General features: G+C 68.7%; 15 protein-coding genes, 5 pseudogenes and 1 riboswitch. Of the genes and pseudogenes, 11 read left to right on the plus strand and 9 right to left on the minus strand.

Annotation, left to right across the window (positions count from 1 at the left end; translation table 11 throughout):
• Positions 1–68 precede the first annotated feature (68 nt).
• Together A5646_RS22595 and A5646_RS22600 are read left to right on the plus strand one after the other, a co-directional pair.
• Positions 69–773: pseudogene (locus A5646_RS22595) on the plus strand (LLM class flavin-dependent oxidoreductase); the annotation flags it as partial.
• Between the two features lie 45 nt (positions 774–818).
• Complete coding sequence (locus tag A5646_RS22600; RefSeq protein ID WP_082984822.1) at positions 819–1,871, plus strand: FAD-dependent oxidoreductase; 1,053 nt, start codon at positions 819–821, stop codon at positions 1,869–1,871.
• Between the two features lie 2 nt (positions 1,872–1,873).
• On the opposite strand, the gene A5646_RS22605 is transcribed toward A5646_RS22600, so the two are convergent.
• A complete protein-coding gene (locus A5646_RS22605) occupies positions 1,874–2,167 on the minus strand; it encodes a putative quinol monooxygenase (RefSeq protein ID WP_008253825.1) in 294 nt (97 codons plus the stop codon).
• A gap of 139 nt (positions 2,168–2,306) precedes the next feature.
• On the opposite strand from A5646_RS22605, the gene A5646_RS22610 reads away from it, so the two are divergent.
• The 3 genes and pseudogenes from A5646_RS22610 to A5646_RS22615 all read left to right on the plus strand — a co-directional run bounded on the left by A5646_RS22610 (position 2,307) and on the right by A5646_RS22615 (position 4,042).
• A complete protein-coding gene (locus A5646_RS22610; protein WP_067024373.1) occupies positions 2,307–2,720 on the plus strand; it encodes a Zn-ribbon domain-containing OB-fold protein in 414 nt (137 codons plus the stop codon).
• Positions 2,721–2,900: pseudogene (locus A5646_RS30485) on the plus strand (hypothetical protein); the annotation flags it as partial.
• Complete coding sequence (locus A5646_RS22615; protein WP_066872046.1) at positions 2,897–4,042, plus strand: thiolase family protein; 1,146 nt, start codon at positions 2,897–2,899, stop codon at positions 4,040–4,042. The pseudogene A5646_RS30485 and the gene A5646_RS22615, both read left to right, overlap by 4 nt.
• A gap of 41 nt (positions 4,043–4,083) precedes the next feature.
• On the opposite strand, the gene A5646_RS22620 is transcribed toward A5646_RS22615, so the two are convergent.
• Complete coding sequence (locus tag A5646_RS22620; protein WP_067024333.1) at positions 4,084–5,268, minus strand: FAD-binding domain; 1,185 nt, start codon at positions 5,266–5,268, stop codon at positions 4,084–4,086.
• 140 nt (positions 5,269–5,408) lie between these two features.
• On the opposite strand from A5646_RS22620, the gene A5646_RS22625 reads away from it, so the two are divergent.
• Entirely contained in the window at positions 5,409–5,870 is a 462-nt protein-coding gene (locus A5646_RS22625) for an STAS/SEC14 domain-containing protein (protein ID WP_231998459.1), read from the plus strand.
• 66 nt (positions 5,871–5,936) lie between these two features.
• Here A5646_RS22625 and A5646_RS22630 read toward each other — a convergent pair whose 3' ends face one another.
• Both A5646_RS22630 and A5646_RS22635 read right to left on the minus strand, forming a co-directional pair.
• Complete coding sequence (locus A5646_RS22630; RefSeq protein ID WP_066872049.1) at positions 5,937–7,586, minus strand: DNA repair helicase XPB; 1,650 nt, start codon at positions 7,584–7,586, stop codon at positions 5,937–5,939.
• A 51-nt stretch (positions 7,587–7,637) separates the two neighbouring features.
• The gene (locus A5646_RS22635) at positions 7,638–9,896 is read right to left on the minus strand and encodes a helicase-associated domain-containing protein (protein ID WP_067024339.1); all 2,259 of its coding nucleotides are present in this window, start codon (positions 9,894–9,896) and stop codon (positions 7,638–7,640) included.
• Here A5646_RS22635 and A5646_RS29200 point away from each other — a divergent pair.
• The 5 genes and pseudogenes from A5646_RS29200 to A5646_RS22655 all read left to right on the plus strand — a co-directional run.
• Positions 9,896–10,036, plus strand: coding sequence for a hypothetical protein (locus A5646_RS29200; RefSeq protein ID WP_156749166.1), 141 nt, complete (start codon positions 9,896–9,898; stop codon positions 10,034–10,036). The two genes, A5646_RS22635 and A5646_RS29200, sit on opposite strands and share 1 nt — an antisense overlap.
• A gap of 11 nt (positions 10,037–10,047) precedes the next feature.
• On the plus strand, positions 10,048–10,248 hold the full coding sequence (locus A5646_RS22640; protein ID WP_174320979.1) for a hypothetical protein: 201 nt from the start codon (positions 10,048–10,050) through the stop codon (positions 10,246–10,248).
• Between the two features lie 8 nt (positions 10,249–10,256).
• Positions 10,257–10,787 carry a cyclic pyranopterin monophosphate synthase MoaC gene (gene moaC / locus A5646_RS22645; RefSeq protein ID WP_066872056.1) on the plus strand — a complete coding sequence of 177 codons (531 nt, stop codon included), beginning with the start codon at positions 10,257–10,259 and terminating at the stop codon, positions 10,785–10,787.
• Positions 10,784–11,266 (plus strand): molybdenum cofactor biosynthesis protein B, encoded by a 483-nt coding sequence (locus A5646_RS22650; protein ID WP_066872063.1) that lies wholly within the window; start codon positions 10,784–10,786, stop codon positions 11,264–11,266. The genes moaC and A5646_RS22650 overlap by 4 nt, the downstream gene beginning before the upstream one ends.
• Positions 11,263–11,613 (plus strand): annotated as a pseudogene (locus A5646_RS22655) (molybdenum cofactor biosynthesis protein MoaE); the annotation flags it as partial. The gene A5646_RS22650 and the pseudogene A5646_RS22655, both read left to right, overlap by 4 nt.
• 216 nt (positions 11,614–11,829) lie before the next feature.
• Here A5646_RS22655 and A5646_RS22660 read toward each other — a convergent pair.
• The 5 genes and pseudogenes from A5646_RS22660 to A5646_RS22675 all read right to left on the minus strand — a co-directional run.
• Positions 11,830–12,015: pseudogene (locus A5646_RS22660) on the minus strand (molybdenum cofactor biosynthesis protein MoaE); the annotation flags it as partial.
• Positions 12,008–12,464: pseudogene (locus A5646_RS28480) on the minus strand (transglycosylase family protein); the annotation flags it as partial. The pseudogenes A5646_RS28480 and A5646_RS22660, both read right to left, overlap by 8 nt.
• 13 nt (positions 12,465–12,477) lie before the next feature.
• Positions 12,478–12,689, minus strand: a riboswitch (cyclic di-AMP (ydaO/yuaA leader).
• 207 nt (positions 12,690–12,896) lie between these two features.
• Complete coding sequence (locus tag A5646_RS22665) at positions 12,897–13,175, minus strand: MoaD/ThiS family protein (RefSeq protein WP_067024341.1); 279 nt, start codon at positions 13,173–13,175, stop codon at positions 12,897–12,899.
• 4 nt (positions 13,176–13,179) lie between these two features.
• Complete coding sequence (gene moaA / locus A5646_RS22670) at positions 13,180–14,262, minus strand: GTP 3',8-cyclase MoaA (protein WP_067024343.1); 1,083 nt, start codon at positions 14,260–14,262, stop codon at positions 13,180–13,182.
• Positions 14,259–14,666, minus strand: coding sequence for a YccF domain-containing protein (locus A5646_RS22675; RefSeq protein ID WP_066879548.1), 408 nt, complete (start codon positions 14,664–14,666; stop codon positions 14,259–14,261). Before A5646_RS22675 ends, moaA begins: the two co-directional genes overlap by 4 nt.
• Between the last annotated feature and the right edge of the window lie 49 nt (positions 14,667–14,715).

Consider the following 14,715-nt stretch of genomic DNA (forward strand, 5'->3'; position numbering starts at 1 on the left):
TGGCCAGGTAGACGGGGTTGCGGTAGCTCATCGCCGTGCACATCTGGCCGAGCTTGATCCGCGAGGTGGTCGCCGCGACGGCCGACATCATCTCCGGTGGCCGCATCCAGATGGGTATCGGCGGCGGCTGGTACGAACACGAATGGCGCGCCTACGGATACGGATTCCCCTCGGCGGGTGTGCGATTGGGTCGCCTGGATGAGGGCGTGCAGATCATGCGCGATGCCTGGCGCGACGGCAAGGTCAGCTTCGACGGCAAGCACTACCAGGTCGACGGCGCGATCGTCGCGCCTAAGCCCCTGCAGGGCAACGGCATTCCGTTGTGGATCGCCGGTGGCGGTGAGAAGGTGACGCTGCGGATCGCCGCCCAATACGCGCAGTACACCAACTTCACTCCCGAGCCGGAAGCGTTCGCGCACAAGTCCGACGTGCTGGCCGAGCACTGCCGCAACGTGGGCACCGACTTCGACGCCATCGTGCGGTCGGTCAACGTCAACGCCATCGTGGGCACCTCGGAGGCCGACGTCAAAGACCGGCTGCAGCGGGTGCGCGACCGCCTGGCCGGCTACGTCGGTGAGGCTGCGGCGGACGCGATGATCGCCGGGACCAGCGGCCCCGACTCGGCAACGGGCACACCGGAACAGGTCATCGAGCGGCTCACCAAGATCCGCGACCTCGGTTGCGAGTACGCGATCTGCTACTTCCCCGAGGCGGCCTACGACCGATCGGGCATCGAGCTGTTCGAACGGGAGGTCATGCCGGCGCTGAGCTAGCAAGGCCCCGGTGCTTCGGCGATTGAGTACGGCGATGGTGTGTGCATGAGGGTAGGGATCGTCGGCGGAGGATTCGCGGGTTTGGCGGCTGCCATCGCGCTCCGGCAGGACGGCCACGACGTCACCGTGTTCGAGAAGACGCCCGGTCCCTCCGCGATGGGCGGAGCCATCGCGCTCGCCCCAAACGCGTTGGCGTGCTTGTCGATTCTGGGTGTGCGCCACCACGTGGTGACCGACCCGTGGTCCCGGACGGCGGCCACCGTACGCGCCCGCGACGGGCGGGTCTTGGTCAGACGCACCCTGGCGCAGCTCGCCGGAGGCGATGAGTTCGCGACCGTGCCGCGCGCCGCGTTGATTGCCTGGTTGGCGGCCGCGCTGCCCTCGCACTATGTGCGGTATGCGGCCAACGTCACCGCGGTCGCTGCCGATGGCTCGGTTGTCGTCGACGGCAAGGCGGACCGGTTCGATCTGGTGATCGGCGCGGACGGGCTGCGCAGCGTCACGAGGAAGCTGCTGTTTGCGGACGCGCCGTCGCCGCGCTCGACCGGCGTCACCGGCTGGGCCTGGATAGCCGACCGTGAGCTCGCTACTGGTTTCGGTCCGATTTGGGGCCGCACAGCCGATTTCGGCATCTTGCCATTGGTCGACGGCCGCACCTACGTCTACGGCGGCAGCCGGAGCCGGCACCCGGACTTGCGGTCGTTTCGCGACTGGCCGGACCCCTTGCCGGCCCTGATCGACGCCGCGACGGCCGGCGAGATGATCACTCCGGAAATCTTCGAAGCGCGACCACCCCGTCGACTCGCCCGCGGCAACGTCGTGCTGATCGGTGACGCCGCGCACTGCATGCGGCCGACCTTCGGCCAGGGGGCAGCGCTGGCCATGGAAGATGCGATAACGCTGGCCCGCCACGGCGTGCCCGGGCTGTCTCGGCGATGGCTGCGCATGCTCGCTGTGTACGGCGCGTCCAAGGCGGGCTCCCGATTCACCGCGCCGGGCAGCGCCGTCCTGGAGAGCGCCCGAAATCGGGCGCTTCTATTGCTGCCCGACCCGCTGTTCGCGGCCATGGCGGGCCGGGTGAGCCGGTGGCGTGGCTAGCGCTAGACGTCGCTGGTGAGGTACCTGGTCTTGGCCGGCGGCGCGGCCAGCAGCGGGGGAAGCTGCGTCAGCTTGCCTTCGCCGGCGCGAAAGGCGCGGTAGGCCTCGTCGTGCTCGACGGTCTCCCAGATCTCGTAGATGAGCCAGTGCGCTTCGTCGTCCTCGTCGACAAGAACGTCCGTGCGCACGTTCCCGTCGAACGCCCGGGTGTCCTGCAGCGCCCGGCCCATCAGCTCGCGCCCCGCGGCGACCTCGTCGGGCTTGAACCTGAGCTCCAGTATCACCGTGACCGTCATGCGCCCAACATATCGCTGCGCCCGCCCGCCCCTGGCGCGGGCGCCCGCACACGGATGAGAATGCGGTTTCCACTTTTCGGAAAGCTGTTATACGGTTCAGTGAGCAATGTTCTGTTGGCGGATTGTGGAGGATCCCTCGATGCAGAAGGCACTTGCGCCTGAGATCTCTACCTGGCCCGATGAGAGCCCACAGCTGATCGGCAGCCGATGCGGCAGCTGCGAGGCGACCACCTTCCCGGTGCAGCAGTGGTGCCCGCGCTGCAGCGCCGGCGAGATGTCCGAGGTGCTGTTGCCCCGACGCGGAACGCTGGTGGCGTGGACCACCCAGGGCTTCCCGCCCGGCGCCCCCTATGTCGGCCCGACGGGCAAGGACTTCGTGCCGTTCGGCGTCGGGTTGGTTCAGCTCGGCGACGTCATCCGCGTCGAAGGGCGGCTCACCGAGAACGACCCGGCCAAGCTGCAGTTCGGCCAGGAGGTCGAACTGACCATGGTGCCGTTCGCCACCGACGACGAGGGCGCCGAAATCATCACGTTCGCCTTCCAGCCGGTCTAAGTGGTGATCGTGAGCGCGGCGCAGCCGGGCGAAGCGGGTCGCCACCGTCCGCCCGTGGCGATCGTGAGCGCGGCGCAGCCGGGCGAAACGGGTCGCCACCGTCCGCCCGTGGCGATCGTGAGCGCGGCGCAGCCGGGCGAAGCGGGTCGCCACCGTCGAATCCAGAGGAGTCTGAGATGACCAACGATGTCGCCATCATCGGCGTGGGCCTGCACCCGTTCGGCAGGTTCGACAAGACCGCGATGCAGATGGGCGCCGAGGCCGTGCAGCTCGCCCTCAAAGACGCCGGCGTGGACTGGAAGGACATCCAGTTCGGCTTCGGCGGCAGCTACGAAGTCTCCAATCCCGACGCGGTGACCCGACTGGTCGGGCTGACCGGCATCACGTTCACCAACGTGTTCAACGCCTGCGCCACCGCGGCCAGCGCCATTCAGCAGACCGCCGACACGATCCGGCTGGGCAAGTACGACATCGGCATCGCCATCGGGCTCGACAAGCACCCGCGCGGCGCCTTCACGGACGACCCCGCCAAGCTGGCGCTGCCCCAGTGGTACGCCAACAACGGCCAGTTCGTCACCACCAAGTTCTTCGGGATGAAGGCCAACAAGTACATCCACGACCACAACATCTCGCAGGAGACGCTGGCGCGGGTGGCCAACAAGAACTTCCGCAATGGTGCGCTGAACCCGAATGCGTTCCGGCGCAAGGAGATTTCGGTCGAGGAAATCCTCGCCTCGCCGGCGCTGAACTACCCGCTGACGCAGTACATGTTCTGCGCTCCCGACGAGGGCGCGGCCGCGGTCATCATGTGCCGCGCCGACATGGCCGAGAAGTTCACCGACAAGCCAGTCTATGTGCGCGCCTGTGAGATTCGGACCCGGCGCTTCGGCGCCTACGAGGTGCACGCGACGTCGGCGCCGCTGGACGAGGACGCGTCGCCGACGGTCTATGCCGCCAAGGCCGCCTACGAGGCGGCCGGCATCGGCCCGGAGGACGTCGACGTCGCGCAGTTGCAGGACACCGACGCCGGCGCCGAGGTGATCCACATGGCCGAGACCGGTCTGTGCGCCGACGGCGAACAGGAGAAGCTGCTGGCCGACGGCGCCACCGAGATCCACGGCTCGATGCCGGTCAACACCGACGGCGGGCTGATCGCCAACGGCGAGCCGATCGGCGCGTCGGGCCTGCGGCAGATGCATGAACTGGTGCGGCAGTTGCGCGGCGAGGCGGGCGAGCGCCAGGTGCCCGGCAACCCGCGCGTCGGCCTGGCCCAGGTGTACGGCGCACCCGGCACCGCCTCGGCGACCATCCTGTCGCGCTGAACCGCCTGAGCCCAAACCCTTTTCAGGTCCGATCGTCCGGCTTATAGGGCATATTCGGGTAACGCGATGTCGTCACGGAATTCACTCCGAACGACCCGGTCGGCCAGCCGCGGAACGTTCAGCAGTTTGGACGCCTGATTGCGGGTCCACAGACCCAGCGACGTCTTTGGCGCGAACATCGTGGCGAATGTGCGCGCCGACCGCTGCCTGGCCTCGACGATCGGACGGAGCTGACGCTCGTAGCTATGAAACGCATCCTGGTGATCGGCTCCCGCGCGGTTGAGTTCGCCCGCCAATGTGTAGGCCTGCACCATTGCCAGGCCCGTTCCCTCGCCCGCCAGCAGCGAGACCGCGGCCGCCGCGTCACCGATGAGCGCTACTCGCCCGTCCGACCAGTGGTCCATGACGATCTGGCTGGTGCGATCGAAGTAGACATCGGAGGCCCCGTCGAGTTGGCGCAGGATCTCCGGGCATTCCCAACCCGCGTCGCCGAAGACCTCGTGCAGGATCGTCTTGGCCTGTGACACATCTTGCGGATCCGGACCGCTCATGTGATCAGCGGTGAAAACGAAAAGAAACATGGTCTTCTCGTCCCGCATTGCGAATCGGGCGATCATGCGTCCCGGCAGGGTGTAGGCGAGGTACACGAGTTCATCACGCGGCTGATAGGCCTCGGCCTCGAACGCCGCGACTCGGTAACCGAGATCCGTCTCAAATCTCGATTGTGGGCCGAACATCAAGTCCCGCACGGGACAATGAATTCCACCCGCACCGATGAGCAGGTCGAATTGCCGTGACCCGCCGCTCTCGAGTGTGACTCGCACGCCGGTACCGCCGTGCTCGACGGCCGAAACGGTTTCACCATACAGAGTTTCAGCCCGGTTGTCGATGGCGCGATAGATCATGGCTGACAGATCGCCGCGGGGCACGGTGACGAGCCGGCCATCGACGTTGCGCCCGAACAATTCGGCCGAAAAGCCGCCCACGCGTCTCGAATTCCGGTCCACGAGCCGCACCTCGCGCACCGCGTATCCCGTGTCATGCAGCTCGGTGGTGAGGCCCATGCGTTCGGCAACGGCATACCCGCCACCCCAAAAGTCCACGACGTAGCCGCCGGTGCGGAGTTGTGGCGCCTTCTCGATCAAGGTTGGTTCGTGGCCATACCGGGAGAGCCAGTACGCAAGCGTGGGGCCGGCGATGCCGGCGCCGACGATGGCGATCTTCATATGCCCACCTCCACGGTGACGGATGGGATTACTATAGCACTATGCAATAGTTGCACTAGGGTATTAATTGGGGGTGATCGTGAGCGTGATCGCCCGTCGGCCCCCGGTGAGGAGTTGCTGTGCTAAGGGAACTTGCGGACATGCCCGCGGGCATTCGTGCGCTCGAAGCCACCGGGACTCTGACGTCAGCGGATTACGCGCGGATCTTCGCGCCGATGGTCGAACAGGCAGGACGCACAGGGGGCCGATTGCGGCTGCTGTACGAATTCGCCCCGGGATTCCAGCGCATTACGGGGGGAGCGCTGTGGGCGGACGCGCGCCTCGGAACGGGCTATCTGCGGTTGCTTGACGGGTGCGCTGTCGTGAGCGACAGCGGCTGGGTTCGGACAACAAGCCGCGCCATCGGCAGCTGGATGCCGTGCCCGCTTCGGGTGTACCACAACGACGAACGCGATGACGCCGTCGCGTGGCTAGCCTCGCTGCCGGAATGCCCTGGCGTGTCCGGCCGTGATATGGCCAAGGCCTACGTCGGTGGAGTCGGCGCTGCTCTCGTGACCCTTGGCGGGTTGGCCGTCTCGAAGAGAGCCGAAGCGCCGGAATAGATTTCGTTGATCACGGCGCACCGAGTGATATCGCGGCCGCCGCGCTGAGCGGCGATGAGCAACAACCTAGATCGCGGGGCCCAACAGGTCGTCCGCGTCGCGGATGATGTAGCCGTAACCCTGCTCGGCCAGGAAGCGCTGGCGGTGCGCAGCGTACTCGGCATCCAGGCTGTCGCGCGCCACCACCGAATAGAAGATCGCGCCCCCGCCGTCGGACTTGGGCCGCAGCAGCCGGCCCAGCCGCTGCGCCTCCTCCTGGCGTGAGCCGAACGTACCCGAAACCTGCACTGCCACAGACGCTTCCGGCAGGTCGATGGAGAAGTTGGCGACTTTGGACACCACCAGGGTGGACAACTCGCCGCGGCGGAAGGCGTCGAACAGCTCTTCGCGTTCCTTGGTGCGGGTGGACCCCTGGATCACCGGGGCGTTGAGCTCCGCGCCGAGTTCGTCGAGCTGATCGAGGTAGGCGCCGATCACCAGGGTCTGCTCGCCGGGATGCTTTGCCAAAATCGATTTGACCACAGCGATTTTCGTGTGCACGGTCGAGCACAGCTTGTACCGCTCTTCGGGTTCGGCGGTCGCGTAGAGCATCCGCTCGTTATCGGTCATGGTGACCCGCACCTCGACGCACTCGGCGGGCGCGATCCACCCCTGCGCCTCGATGTCCTTCCACGGCGCGTCGTAGCGTTTCGGGCCGATCAGGGAGAACACGTCGCCCTCGCGGCCGTCCTCGCGGACCAGCGTGGCGGTCAAGCCGAGGCGCCGCTTGGACTGCAGATCGGCGGTCATCCGGAACACCGGCGCCGGCAGCAGGTGGACCTCGTCGTAGATGATCAGCCCCCAGTCGCGGCTGTCGAAGAGCTCGAGGTGCCGGTACTCGCCCTTGGTGCGGCGAGTGATCATCTGATACGTCGAGATGGTGACCGGCCGGATCTCCTTGCGCTCGCCGGAGTACTCGCCGATCTCGTCCTCGGTGAGCGACGTGCGGGCGATCAGCTCGCGTTTCCATTGCCGCGCCGCGACGATGTTGGTGACCAGAATCAGCGTCGTCGCACCGGCTTTCGCCATGGCGGCCGCGCCCACCAGGGTCTTGCCGGCGCCGCAGGGTAGCACCACCACGCCCGATCCGCCGGACCAGAAGGAGTCGGTGGCCATCTGCTGGTAGTCGCGCAGCTGCCAGCCGTCCTCGGCCAGGCTGATCGGGTGCGCTTCGCCGTCGACGTAGCCCGCGAGATCCTCGGCGGGCCAACCGATCTTGAGCAGCATCTGCTTGACCCGACCGCGCTCGCTGGGGTGCACGATGACGGTGTCGTCATCGATCCGGGCGCCGAGCATCGGGGCAATCTTCTTGTTGCGCAGCACCTCTTCGAGCACCGCGCGATCCAGACTCACCAGCGTCAAACCGTGCGCGGGGTTCTTCACCAGCTGCAGGCGGCCGTAGCGGGCCATCGTGTCGACGATGTCGACCAGCAGCGGTTGGGGCACCGCGTAGCGCGAGAAGCTGACCAGGGCGTCGACCACCTGCTCGGCGTCGTGGCCGGCGGCGCGGGCGTTCCACAGCGCCAGCGGCGTGATGCGGTAGGTGTGGACGTGTTCGGGTGCGCGCTCCAGCTCGGCGAAGGGCGCGATGGCGGCGCGCGCCGCGCCGGCCTGCTCGTGATCCACCTCGAGCAGCACCGTCTTGTCGGACTGCACGATCAACGGTCCGTCAGACATAGTCAGCGCCACTCCTTTCGATCTGTTTGACGTCGGCGGGCATGCTCACCATTATCGGCCGGTGGCCGACACCACCGAGGTGATGCGGTGGATGGCGAAGTCACGCAGCCGACCGGACGCGGAGTCGAACGCCACCAGCTGGCCACCCTTGATGGTGATGGGCGACACGACGCGCTGGGTGGCCACCCCCGCCGCATCCAGATAACCGATCACCAGGGTGTCTTGTTCCCTGGCGGCGCGCTGTAACTGCGTCATGGTGACCGCCGGGTCGACGCGGATGTTGCCGAACGGTGCGGCGGTCACCTTGCGCAGCACCGCCACCACCGCGTTGAGGCTTTCGGTGTTGGGGCGCCGGGCCGGACGGTAGGGCCGGCGCTGCTGCGGGGTGGACACCCGGGCGCCGCGGGGACGGACGTCGACGATGGCGCCGGAGGAATCCTCGGCCGCCGGGGCGAACCCCGCGGCGCGTAACGCGGTGAGGACCTCGCCGATCGGCGCGGGCGACACCGCGACCGTCGGCGCCAGGGCCCGCAGCTGCACCTCTTCGGTCGCCGGCGCGGCCACGGCCTGGGCCAGCAGCGCGGGGTCCTCGCAGCGCACGAACGACGCGGCCATGCCGATCCGCAGTTGCCCGTGCCGGCGCGCCACGTCATCGATCAAGTAGGTGAGGCCTTGAGGCACCGGCGTTTTGGAATGCTTGGCGAACAGCGAATGCATCCAGTCGCGCGTCTTGCCGACATCGAGCGCGTGCCGGATCGACTGCTCGCTGACGCGGTAGACCATCGCGGTGCCGGCGGATTCGACGGTCGCCACGACGGCGAGTTGCTCGGCCAGGTCGCGTTCCAGCGGCCCGGGCACCACCACGGTCAGATCCGCTTGCACCAGGAAGTGATCGACCGGTTTGGGTAACGCCCGGTTCATCGCCTCGATGGCGACCTGCGGATCGCCGTCGTCGTCCAGCAGCGCGCGGCCGGGCGTGCTGATGGCGCCGCGGCCCACCAGGCCCAGGGCGTTGCTCTCGGCGAGCAGGTCCCCGACTGGCCCGGGCTGCAACCGTTTCGCCCAGCGCGGACGCCGCCAGATCAGCGCCGCCGACGCCGCCGCCGCGTCGACGCCGGCGCCGGGGGGCAGCTCGGACAGCATGCCCAGCAACAGCCGGCGGTCCAGCGGCGCGGCCGTGGAGTACAGGCCGTCGGTCAGGGCCCCGTAGGGCTTGGCGTCGGGGCCGCGGCTGCCGATCAGCGCCGGCCGCCCGGGCAGATCCAGCCAGCTGCCGGCCAACAGCTGCCAGCGCTCGGCTACCGACATCGCGGCGTAGCGGTCGGTGACGATCGTCGGCGCCCAGTACGGCGCCTCGCCGGTAACCGGTTCGGGGTCGGGCATGCCGCTGGCGATCAATCCGGCCGCGGCCGTGACTTCGAGGAGCAAACCCAGCCGCTGCTCGTCGATGCCGGTCACCTTGCTCAGCCGTTTGACCTCGCGGATTCCCAGGCCGCCGCTGCGCAGCTCGGAAACCGGCGCGGCGGAGAGGGTTTCGAGCAGGACGTCGACCTCGCGCAGCAAGTCGATGACGGCCCCGGCCGCCGCGGCGTCGGCGTCGTCGGGCGTGGTGGTCGACACCACCGGGTCGGGGGCGGTCAGTTGCATGGGACCGGGCTGCTCGCCGCGCAGCACCTGCCCGACGTGGCGGGGCAAGATCACCGTCTCGGCATCGATGCGCCGCAGCAGGCCCATGGCCAGCAGCTGGGGCACCGGCCGGTCGGTGGCCGCGCCGGGCGCGGCGTCGCGCGTGCGTCCCATCGGCGACCCTTCGAGAAGTCTCTCCAGCACGTCGAGTTGTGCCTCGGTGAGGTCGTCGATCAGGGCGGCGATCTGTTCGGCGCTGCGCGAGGTGTCCTCGAGGATGACCTGGCCCGGATGCCACGGCATGCCCGTCGCGGCGTCGGCGGCCACCCGCAGCGCGGCCTCGCCCCACACCAGGGCGCGTTGCCGCAGGTCGTCGACGGCATCCAGCACGTCGGTCTCGGGGGCGCGGTCACCGATCAGCGCCAGCAGCTTGGGCGTGGGCACCGGCTCGGCGTCGGCCTGCAGCACCAGCAACGCGTCGAGCACGGTCAGCCGCAAAAAGTCCAGGTCGTCGGTGCCGGCCTTGATCGACTGGCGGGCCTGGGCGCGGGCGGCCAGCGCGGCGATGCTGCCGGGTGGAGGCTGGGCGAGGTCCGGCCGCAATTCCAACAGTCGGATCAGCTGCTCATCGGATAACTCGGCCAGCCACGACCCCAGCGGGATATCCGGGGTGTTGTCGGTCATTGCTGACCAGCGTAAAGCAGGTCGCGGCCACCCAGCAGACCTCGACAACCCGGCGACTCACCAGCGTGGTGAACACCGGCGCGCACGGCAACGCGTCTCGAACTCCGGTCTTGCGCCACATGCGGTTCGGCCACCTGTAAGAATGGACCTCGTGGCTGACACTGCTGAGGGCAAAGCCCGCAAGACCAAGTACGTCGACAACGGCTGGCCGACGACGGACCCCGACGACCACGCGGTCAGTGAACTCGTGACCGATCGCACGGGTGCGCTGTCCCCCTTCGGCGAGCTGGTGTTTCCGCTGCCCTCCACCGATCTGCCCTACCTGCACCCGGTCACCGTCGTCAATCGGTAGGTCGCCAGATGGCCAGGGCCTCTGAGGCCTCCCAAGCCTCGGCGAACTGGGCGTCGAATGAGCCCGGCTCGGGCGCGCTGTCACATCTGGACGACCACGGCGCGGCGCACATGGTCGACGTCAGCGAGAAGGTGGCCACCAAGCGGACCGCGGTCGCCGCGGGCGTCCTGCGCACCTCGGCGCACGTGGTGGCGCTGATCTCGACCGGCGGCCTGCCCAAGGGCGATGCGCTGGCCACCGCCCGGGTGGCCGGCATCCAGGCCGCCAAGCGCACCAGCGACCTCGTCCCGCTGTGTCATCAGCTCGCCCTCACGGGGGTCGACATCGACTTCACGGTCGGCGAGTCTGAGATCGAGATCAACGCAACGGTGCGAAGCACCGACCGCACGGGGGTAGAGATGGAAGCGCTCACGGCCGTCAGCGTCGCGGGCCTGACGCTCTACGACATGATCAAGGCGGTGGACCCGGCCGCACGGATCGACGACATTCGAGTGCTGCGCAAGGAAGGCGGCAAAACCGGAAGGTGGGCGCGCCCATGAGCACCCGTTCAGCCCGCGTCATCATCGCCTCGACCCGCGCCTCGTCGGGAGTGTACGACGACCGATGCGGCCCGATCATCGCCGAATGGCTGGCAGAGCGGGGCTTTTCGGCCGCGCAGCCCGAAGTCGTCGCCGACGGGCCGCCGGTCGGCGACGCACTGCGCACGGCGATCGACGCTGAGGTCGACGTCATCATCACCTCCGGTGGCACCGGCATCTCACCCAGCGACAGCACACCGGACCAGACCGTGGCCGTCGTCGACTACCTGATCCCGGGCCTGGCCGAAGTGATCCGCCAGTCGGGCCTGCCCAAGGTGCCGACGTCGGTGCTGTCGCGCGGCGTGTGCGGCGTCGCCGGTCAGACCCTGATCGTCAACCTGCCGGGTTCGCCCGGCGGCGTGCGCGACGGCCTGGGCGTGCTCGCCGATGTGCTGGATCACGCGCTCGACCAACTCGCCGGTAAAGATCACCAGCGATGACGCTCGTCGTGCGCGCTGCCATGACTGAGCACCCGATTTCGCTGGCCGAGCACGAAGAGTTGGTGGGGCATCAATCCGCCGGCGCCATCGTCGGGTTCGTCGGCGTGATCCGCGACCACGACGGCGGACGGCGGGTGGTGCGACTCGAATACTCAGCGCACCCGTCGGCCGACCAGGTCATCGCCGACGTGGTGGCCGACGTGGCCGGGCAATCCAGCGGCGTGCGTGCCGTGGCCGCCAGCCACCGGATCGGCGCGCTGCGCATCGGAGAGGCCGCGCTGGTGGCGGCCGTGGCCGCCGATCATCGGCAGGCCGCGTTCGCCACCTGCGCGCATCTGGTGGACACGGACTTCCACGGCTTCGTACCGGCCGGCATGCCGCAACACGTCGAGGACGCCGGCTACACCCAGCAGCTGTGGGACGCGATCCGGTCGCAAGACGTTCAAGGAAACGACGCGCTGGACGCTCTCGCTCAGCCGTCGCCTAGCGCCTAACGCCGCCACACTCCCCGCACGCCCCGAAAACCCTCCTCTTCGGGGCGTGTCGGGCATGGCGCAGGGATGTCAGGCCGAGCCGACCCACTCCTCGGTTCCGTCGGCGAAAAATTGGTGCTTCCACACCGGAAGCCGTGCCTTGATGGTGTCCACCAGATGCGCGCAGGTGGCGAACGCGGCCTGCCGATGATCGGCGGCCACGGCCGCCACCAGCGCGGCCTCTCCGATGCGCAGCGCGCCGATCCGGTGGCTGGCGCGTCAGCGGGCGGGGCCAGCGGCGCGGGGGCGCCGTTGAGGCCGGGCGCGTCCAGGCCGGCCGGCGCAGGCACGTCGCGCTGCGTGGGACCCGACAGGGGTCCGCCGCACACGGGCCAGGCGCCACGGCCCTGGGTGGCCAGAACCCGCTCGGCGACGGCGATCTGCTGTTCCTTGGTGGCGAGTTCGGCCGACGGGGCGTACTGGCCGCCGCCGTGCGAGGCCCACGTGCTTGAGCTGAACTGCACGCCGCCGTGATAGCCGTTGCCGGTGTTGATGCCCCAGTTGCCGCCGGACTCACAACGGGCTACCTGATCCCATTCACCGTCGGTGGCTGCGGCCGCCTGGCCGGCGAGGGCGATGCTGCCGCCACCAAGAACCGCACCGGTGAAGGCGATCTTGGCGACGCTGATGTTTGAACTGCTGGGCTTACGGTGACGTCCACTCATACGCGCCGGGGTATTCCTCTCTCGTCACGCGCCTGCGAGGTCAGCTGTCGGGTTCGGGTTGGAGAGGCCACCCGGCCGACGTTGTCGTCAAGCGACGACGCCGGCTTCACCCCTAGGAGCCGCGAACGGCCCCAGTCCGATCACGGTGGACCGGTGGGTCCCCCGTCTCCATCCATGTGGTTCGGTGGCCCCCGCCTATTGGATGGAGCTCGGCGCGATAGGGAGGGGAGGTCGCCAATCGGGGATGGCTGGCGAGCCTTCGGAGACGGTAACGGTTTCTGTAGGTCTCGTCACGTCTTGCGATACCTGGCGTTTCCTTCTCGGCCATCTGCGAAAACCGCAGGAAGACAAGGTGTTTGCGCAGGTCATTAGGGGCGATATCGCAGCGTGACCGCGCCGTTATGAATCCGTTACGTGAGATAACTCACAGTTTCAGCCGCCAGAAAAGGGCGGCAGAACATCGATTGTGTCACCGGATTGCAACGCCACGGTCTCGTCGCGCACGGCGATCCCGTCGCGCAGGTATGAGCATCGGGTCAACACCGTGGCCAGGCGGGACCCCCGCGCGGCTAGCCGCTCGACCAGTTCACCGACCGTGGTGCCTGGGCGCAGCACCACCGTCTCCGACTCGGCATCGGCGGCCGCGCGGGCGGCCGCGAAGTAGCGCACCGTCACCTGGATTCCGTTTACTTGGACAGGCGTCCGTCCCATCGGGCTAGCCACCGATCGCGCTCATCGGGCGGTCGGGCTGGATGAAGTTGGGGTCGTTGATGCCGTGTCCGGCGGGCTTGCCCCACATCGCGGTACGCCACGCCGCCTCGATCGCGTCGTCGGACGCGCCGCCGCGCAGCAGCCCGCGCAGGTCGGTCTCCTGTTCGGCGAACAGGCAGCTGCGGACCTGGCCATCGGCCGTCAACCGGGTGCGGTCGCAGGCCGCACAGAAGGCGTGCGAAACCGAGGCGATGACGCCGAATTTCCCGCTCGGGGTGCCCGGGCCGGTGTCGACCAGCCACAGCTCGGCGGGGGCCGATCCGCGCGGCGCCGGGTCGGGGCGCAGCCGGAAGTGCGGGCGCAGGGCCGCCAGCACGTCGTCGGCGCTCAGCGCGGCGTCCCGCCGCCACTGGTGCCCGGCATCCAGCGGCATCTGCTCGATGACGCGCAGTTGGTAACCGTGCTCGAGGCAGAACCGCAACAGCCCCACCACGTCCTCGCGCCCGGTGGCGGGGTCGAGCACCGCGTTCACCTTCACCGGCGTCAGGCCGGCGTCGCCCGCGGCGGCCAGGCCGGCCAGCACGTCGGTGAGCCGGTCGCGGCGGGTGATGGCCGCGAAATGGCGCCGGTCGACGCTGTCCAGCGAGACGTTGACGCGGTTCAGCCCGGCCGCGGCGAGCGCGGCGGCGCGCCGCGCCAGCCCGACGCCGTTGGTGGTCAGCGAGATCTCGGGGCGGGGCCGCAGCGCGGCGGCCGCGGCGACCACCTCGTCGAGATGGCGCGCCAGCAGCGGTTCGCCGCCGGTGAAACGCACGCTGGTCACACCCAGCCGGGTGACCGCGATGTGCATCAGCCTGGCCAGCTCGTCGGCGCTCAGCAGTTGCTCGCCCGGCAGCCAGTTCAGGCCCTCGGCCGGCATGCAATAGCTGCACCGCAGGTTGCAGCGGTCGGTCAGCGAGACCCGCAGGTCGGTCGCGATCCGGCCGTAGGTATCCACCAGGGGGCCGGTGGCAGGAGCATCGGCGGGAACGGCCGAGCCGTCAGCGCGGCTCGGTACCGAGGGCAGTCCCAGCGTCGTCAGCGTCATGCGGCCACCGGCGGGGCGTAGTGCACCGGCGAGCTGACCGGAACGATCTGCTTGCCCAGCGGCATCAACGACACCGGGATCAGTTTGAGGTTGGCCAGCGCCAGCGGAATGCCCACGATCGTGAGCGCCATCGCGACCGCGCTGACCAGATGGCCGATCGCCAGCCACACACCGAACAGCACCACCCAGATGACGTTGCCGACCAGCGCGCCGGACCCCGCGGTCGGCTTGTCCACGATCGTGCGGCCGAACGGCCATAGTGCGTAGGAGGCGATGCGCAGCGACGCGAAGCCGAACGGAATGGTGATGATGAGCAGGAAGCTGACCAGCGCCGCAGCCAGGTATCCGACGGCCATCCACAGGCCGCCGAATATCAACCAGATGACGTTCAGGATCAGGCGCATATCTCCTCCGCGGGTATTACCAAGCGTACCGAGTGACCGATAACGGGGG

The sequence above is a fragment of the Mycobacterium sp. 1245499.0 genome (assembly GCF_001673615.1).
GTDB classification, from domain to species: Bacteria; Actinomycetota; Actinomycetes; order Mycobacteriales; family Mycobacteriaceae; genus Mycobacterium; species Mycobacterium europaeum_A.

Coding starts and splice junctions, on each gene's coding strand:
- A5646_RS22600 (WP_082984822.1), top strand. CDS start 819: ATGAGGGTAGGGATCGTCGGCGGAGGATTCGCGGGTTTGGCGGCTGCC.
- A5646_RS22605 (WP_008253825.1), bottom strand. CDS start 2,167: ATGACGGTCACGGTGATACTGGAGCTCAGGTTCAAGCCCGACGAGGTC.
- A5646_RS22610 (WP_067024373.1), top strand. CDS start 2,307: ATGCAGAAGGCACTTGCGCCTGAGATCTCTACCTGGCCCGATGAGAGC.
- A5646_RS22615 (WP_066872046.1), top strand. CDS start 2,897: ATGACCAACGATGTCGCCATCATCGGCGTGGGCCTGCACCCGTTCGGC.
- A5646_RS22620 (WP_067024333.1), bottom strand. CDS start 5,268: ATGAAGATCGCCATCGTCGGCGCCGGCATCGCCGGCCCCACGCTTGCG.
- A5646_RS22625 (WP_231998459.1), top strand. CDS start 5,409: ATGCCCGCGGGCATTCGTGCGCTCGAAGCCACCGGGACTCTGACGTCA.
- A5646_RS22630 (WP_066872049.1), bottom strand. CDS start 7,586: ATGTCTGACGGACCGTTGATCGTGCAGTCCGACAAGACGGTGCTGCTC.
- A5646_RS22635 (WP_067024339.1), bottom strand. CDS start 9,896: ATGACCGACAACACCCCGGATATCCCGCTGGGGTCGTGGCTGGCCGAG.
- moaC (WP_066872056.1), top strand. CDS start 10,257: ATGGCCAGGGCCTCTGAGGCCTCCCAAGCCTCGGCGAACTGGGCGTCG.
- A5646_RS22650 (WP_066872063.1), top strand. CDS start 10,784: ATGAGCACCCGTTCAGCCCGCGTCATCATCGCCTCGACCCGCGCCTCG.
- A5646_RS22665 (WP_067024341.1), bottom strand. CDS start 13,175: ATGGGACGGACGCCTGTCCAAGTAAACGGAATCCAGGTGACGGTGCGC.
- moaA (WP_067024343.1), bottom strand. CDS start 14,262: ATGACGCTGACGACGCTGGGACTGCCCTCGGTACCGAGCCGCGCTGAC.
- A5646_RS22675 (WP_066879548.1), bottom strand. CDS start 14,666: ATGCGCCTGATCCTGAACGTCATCTGGTTGATATTCGGCGGCCTGTGG.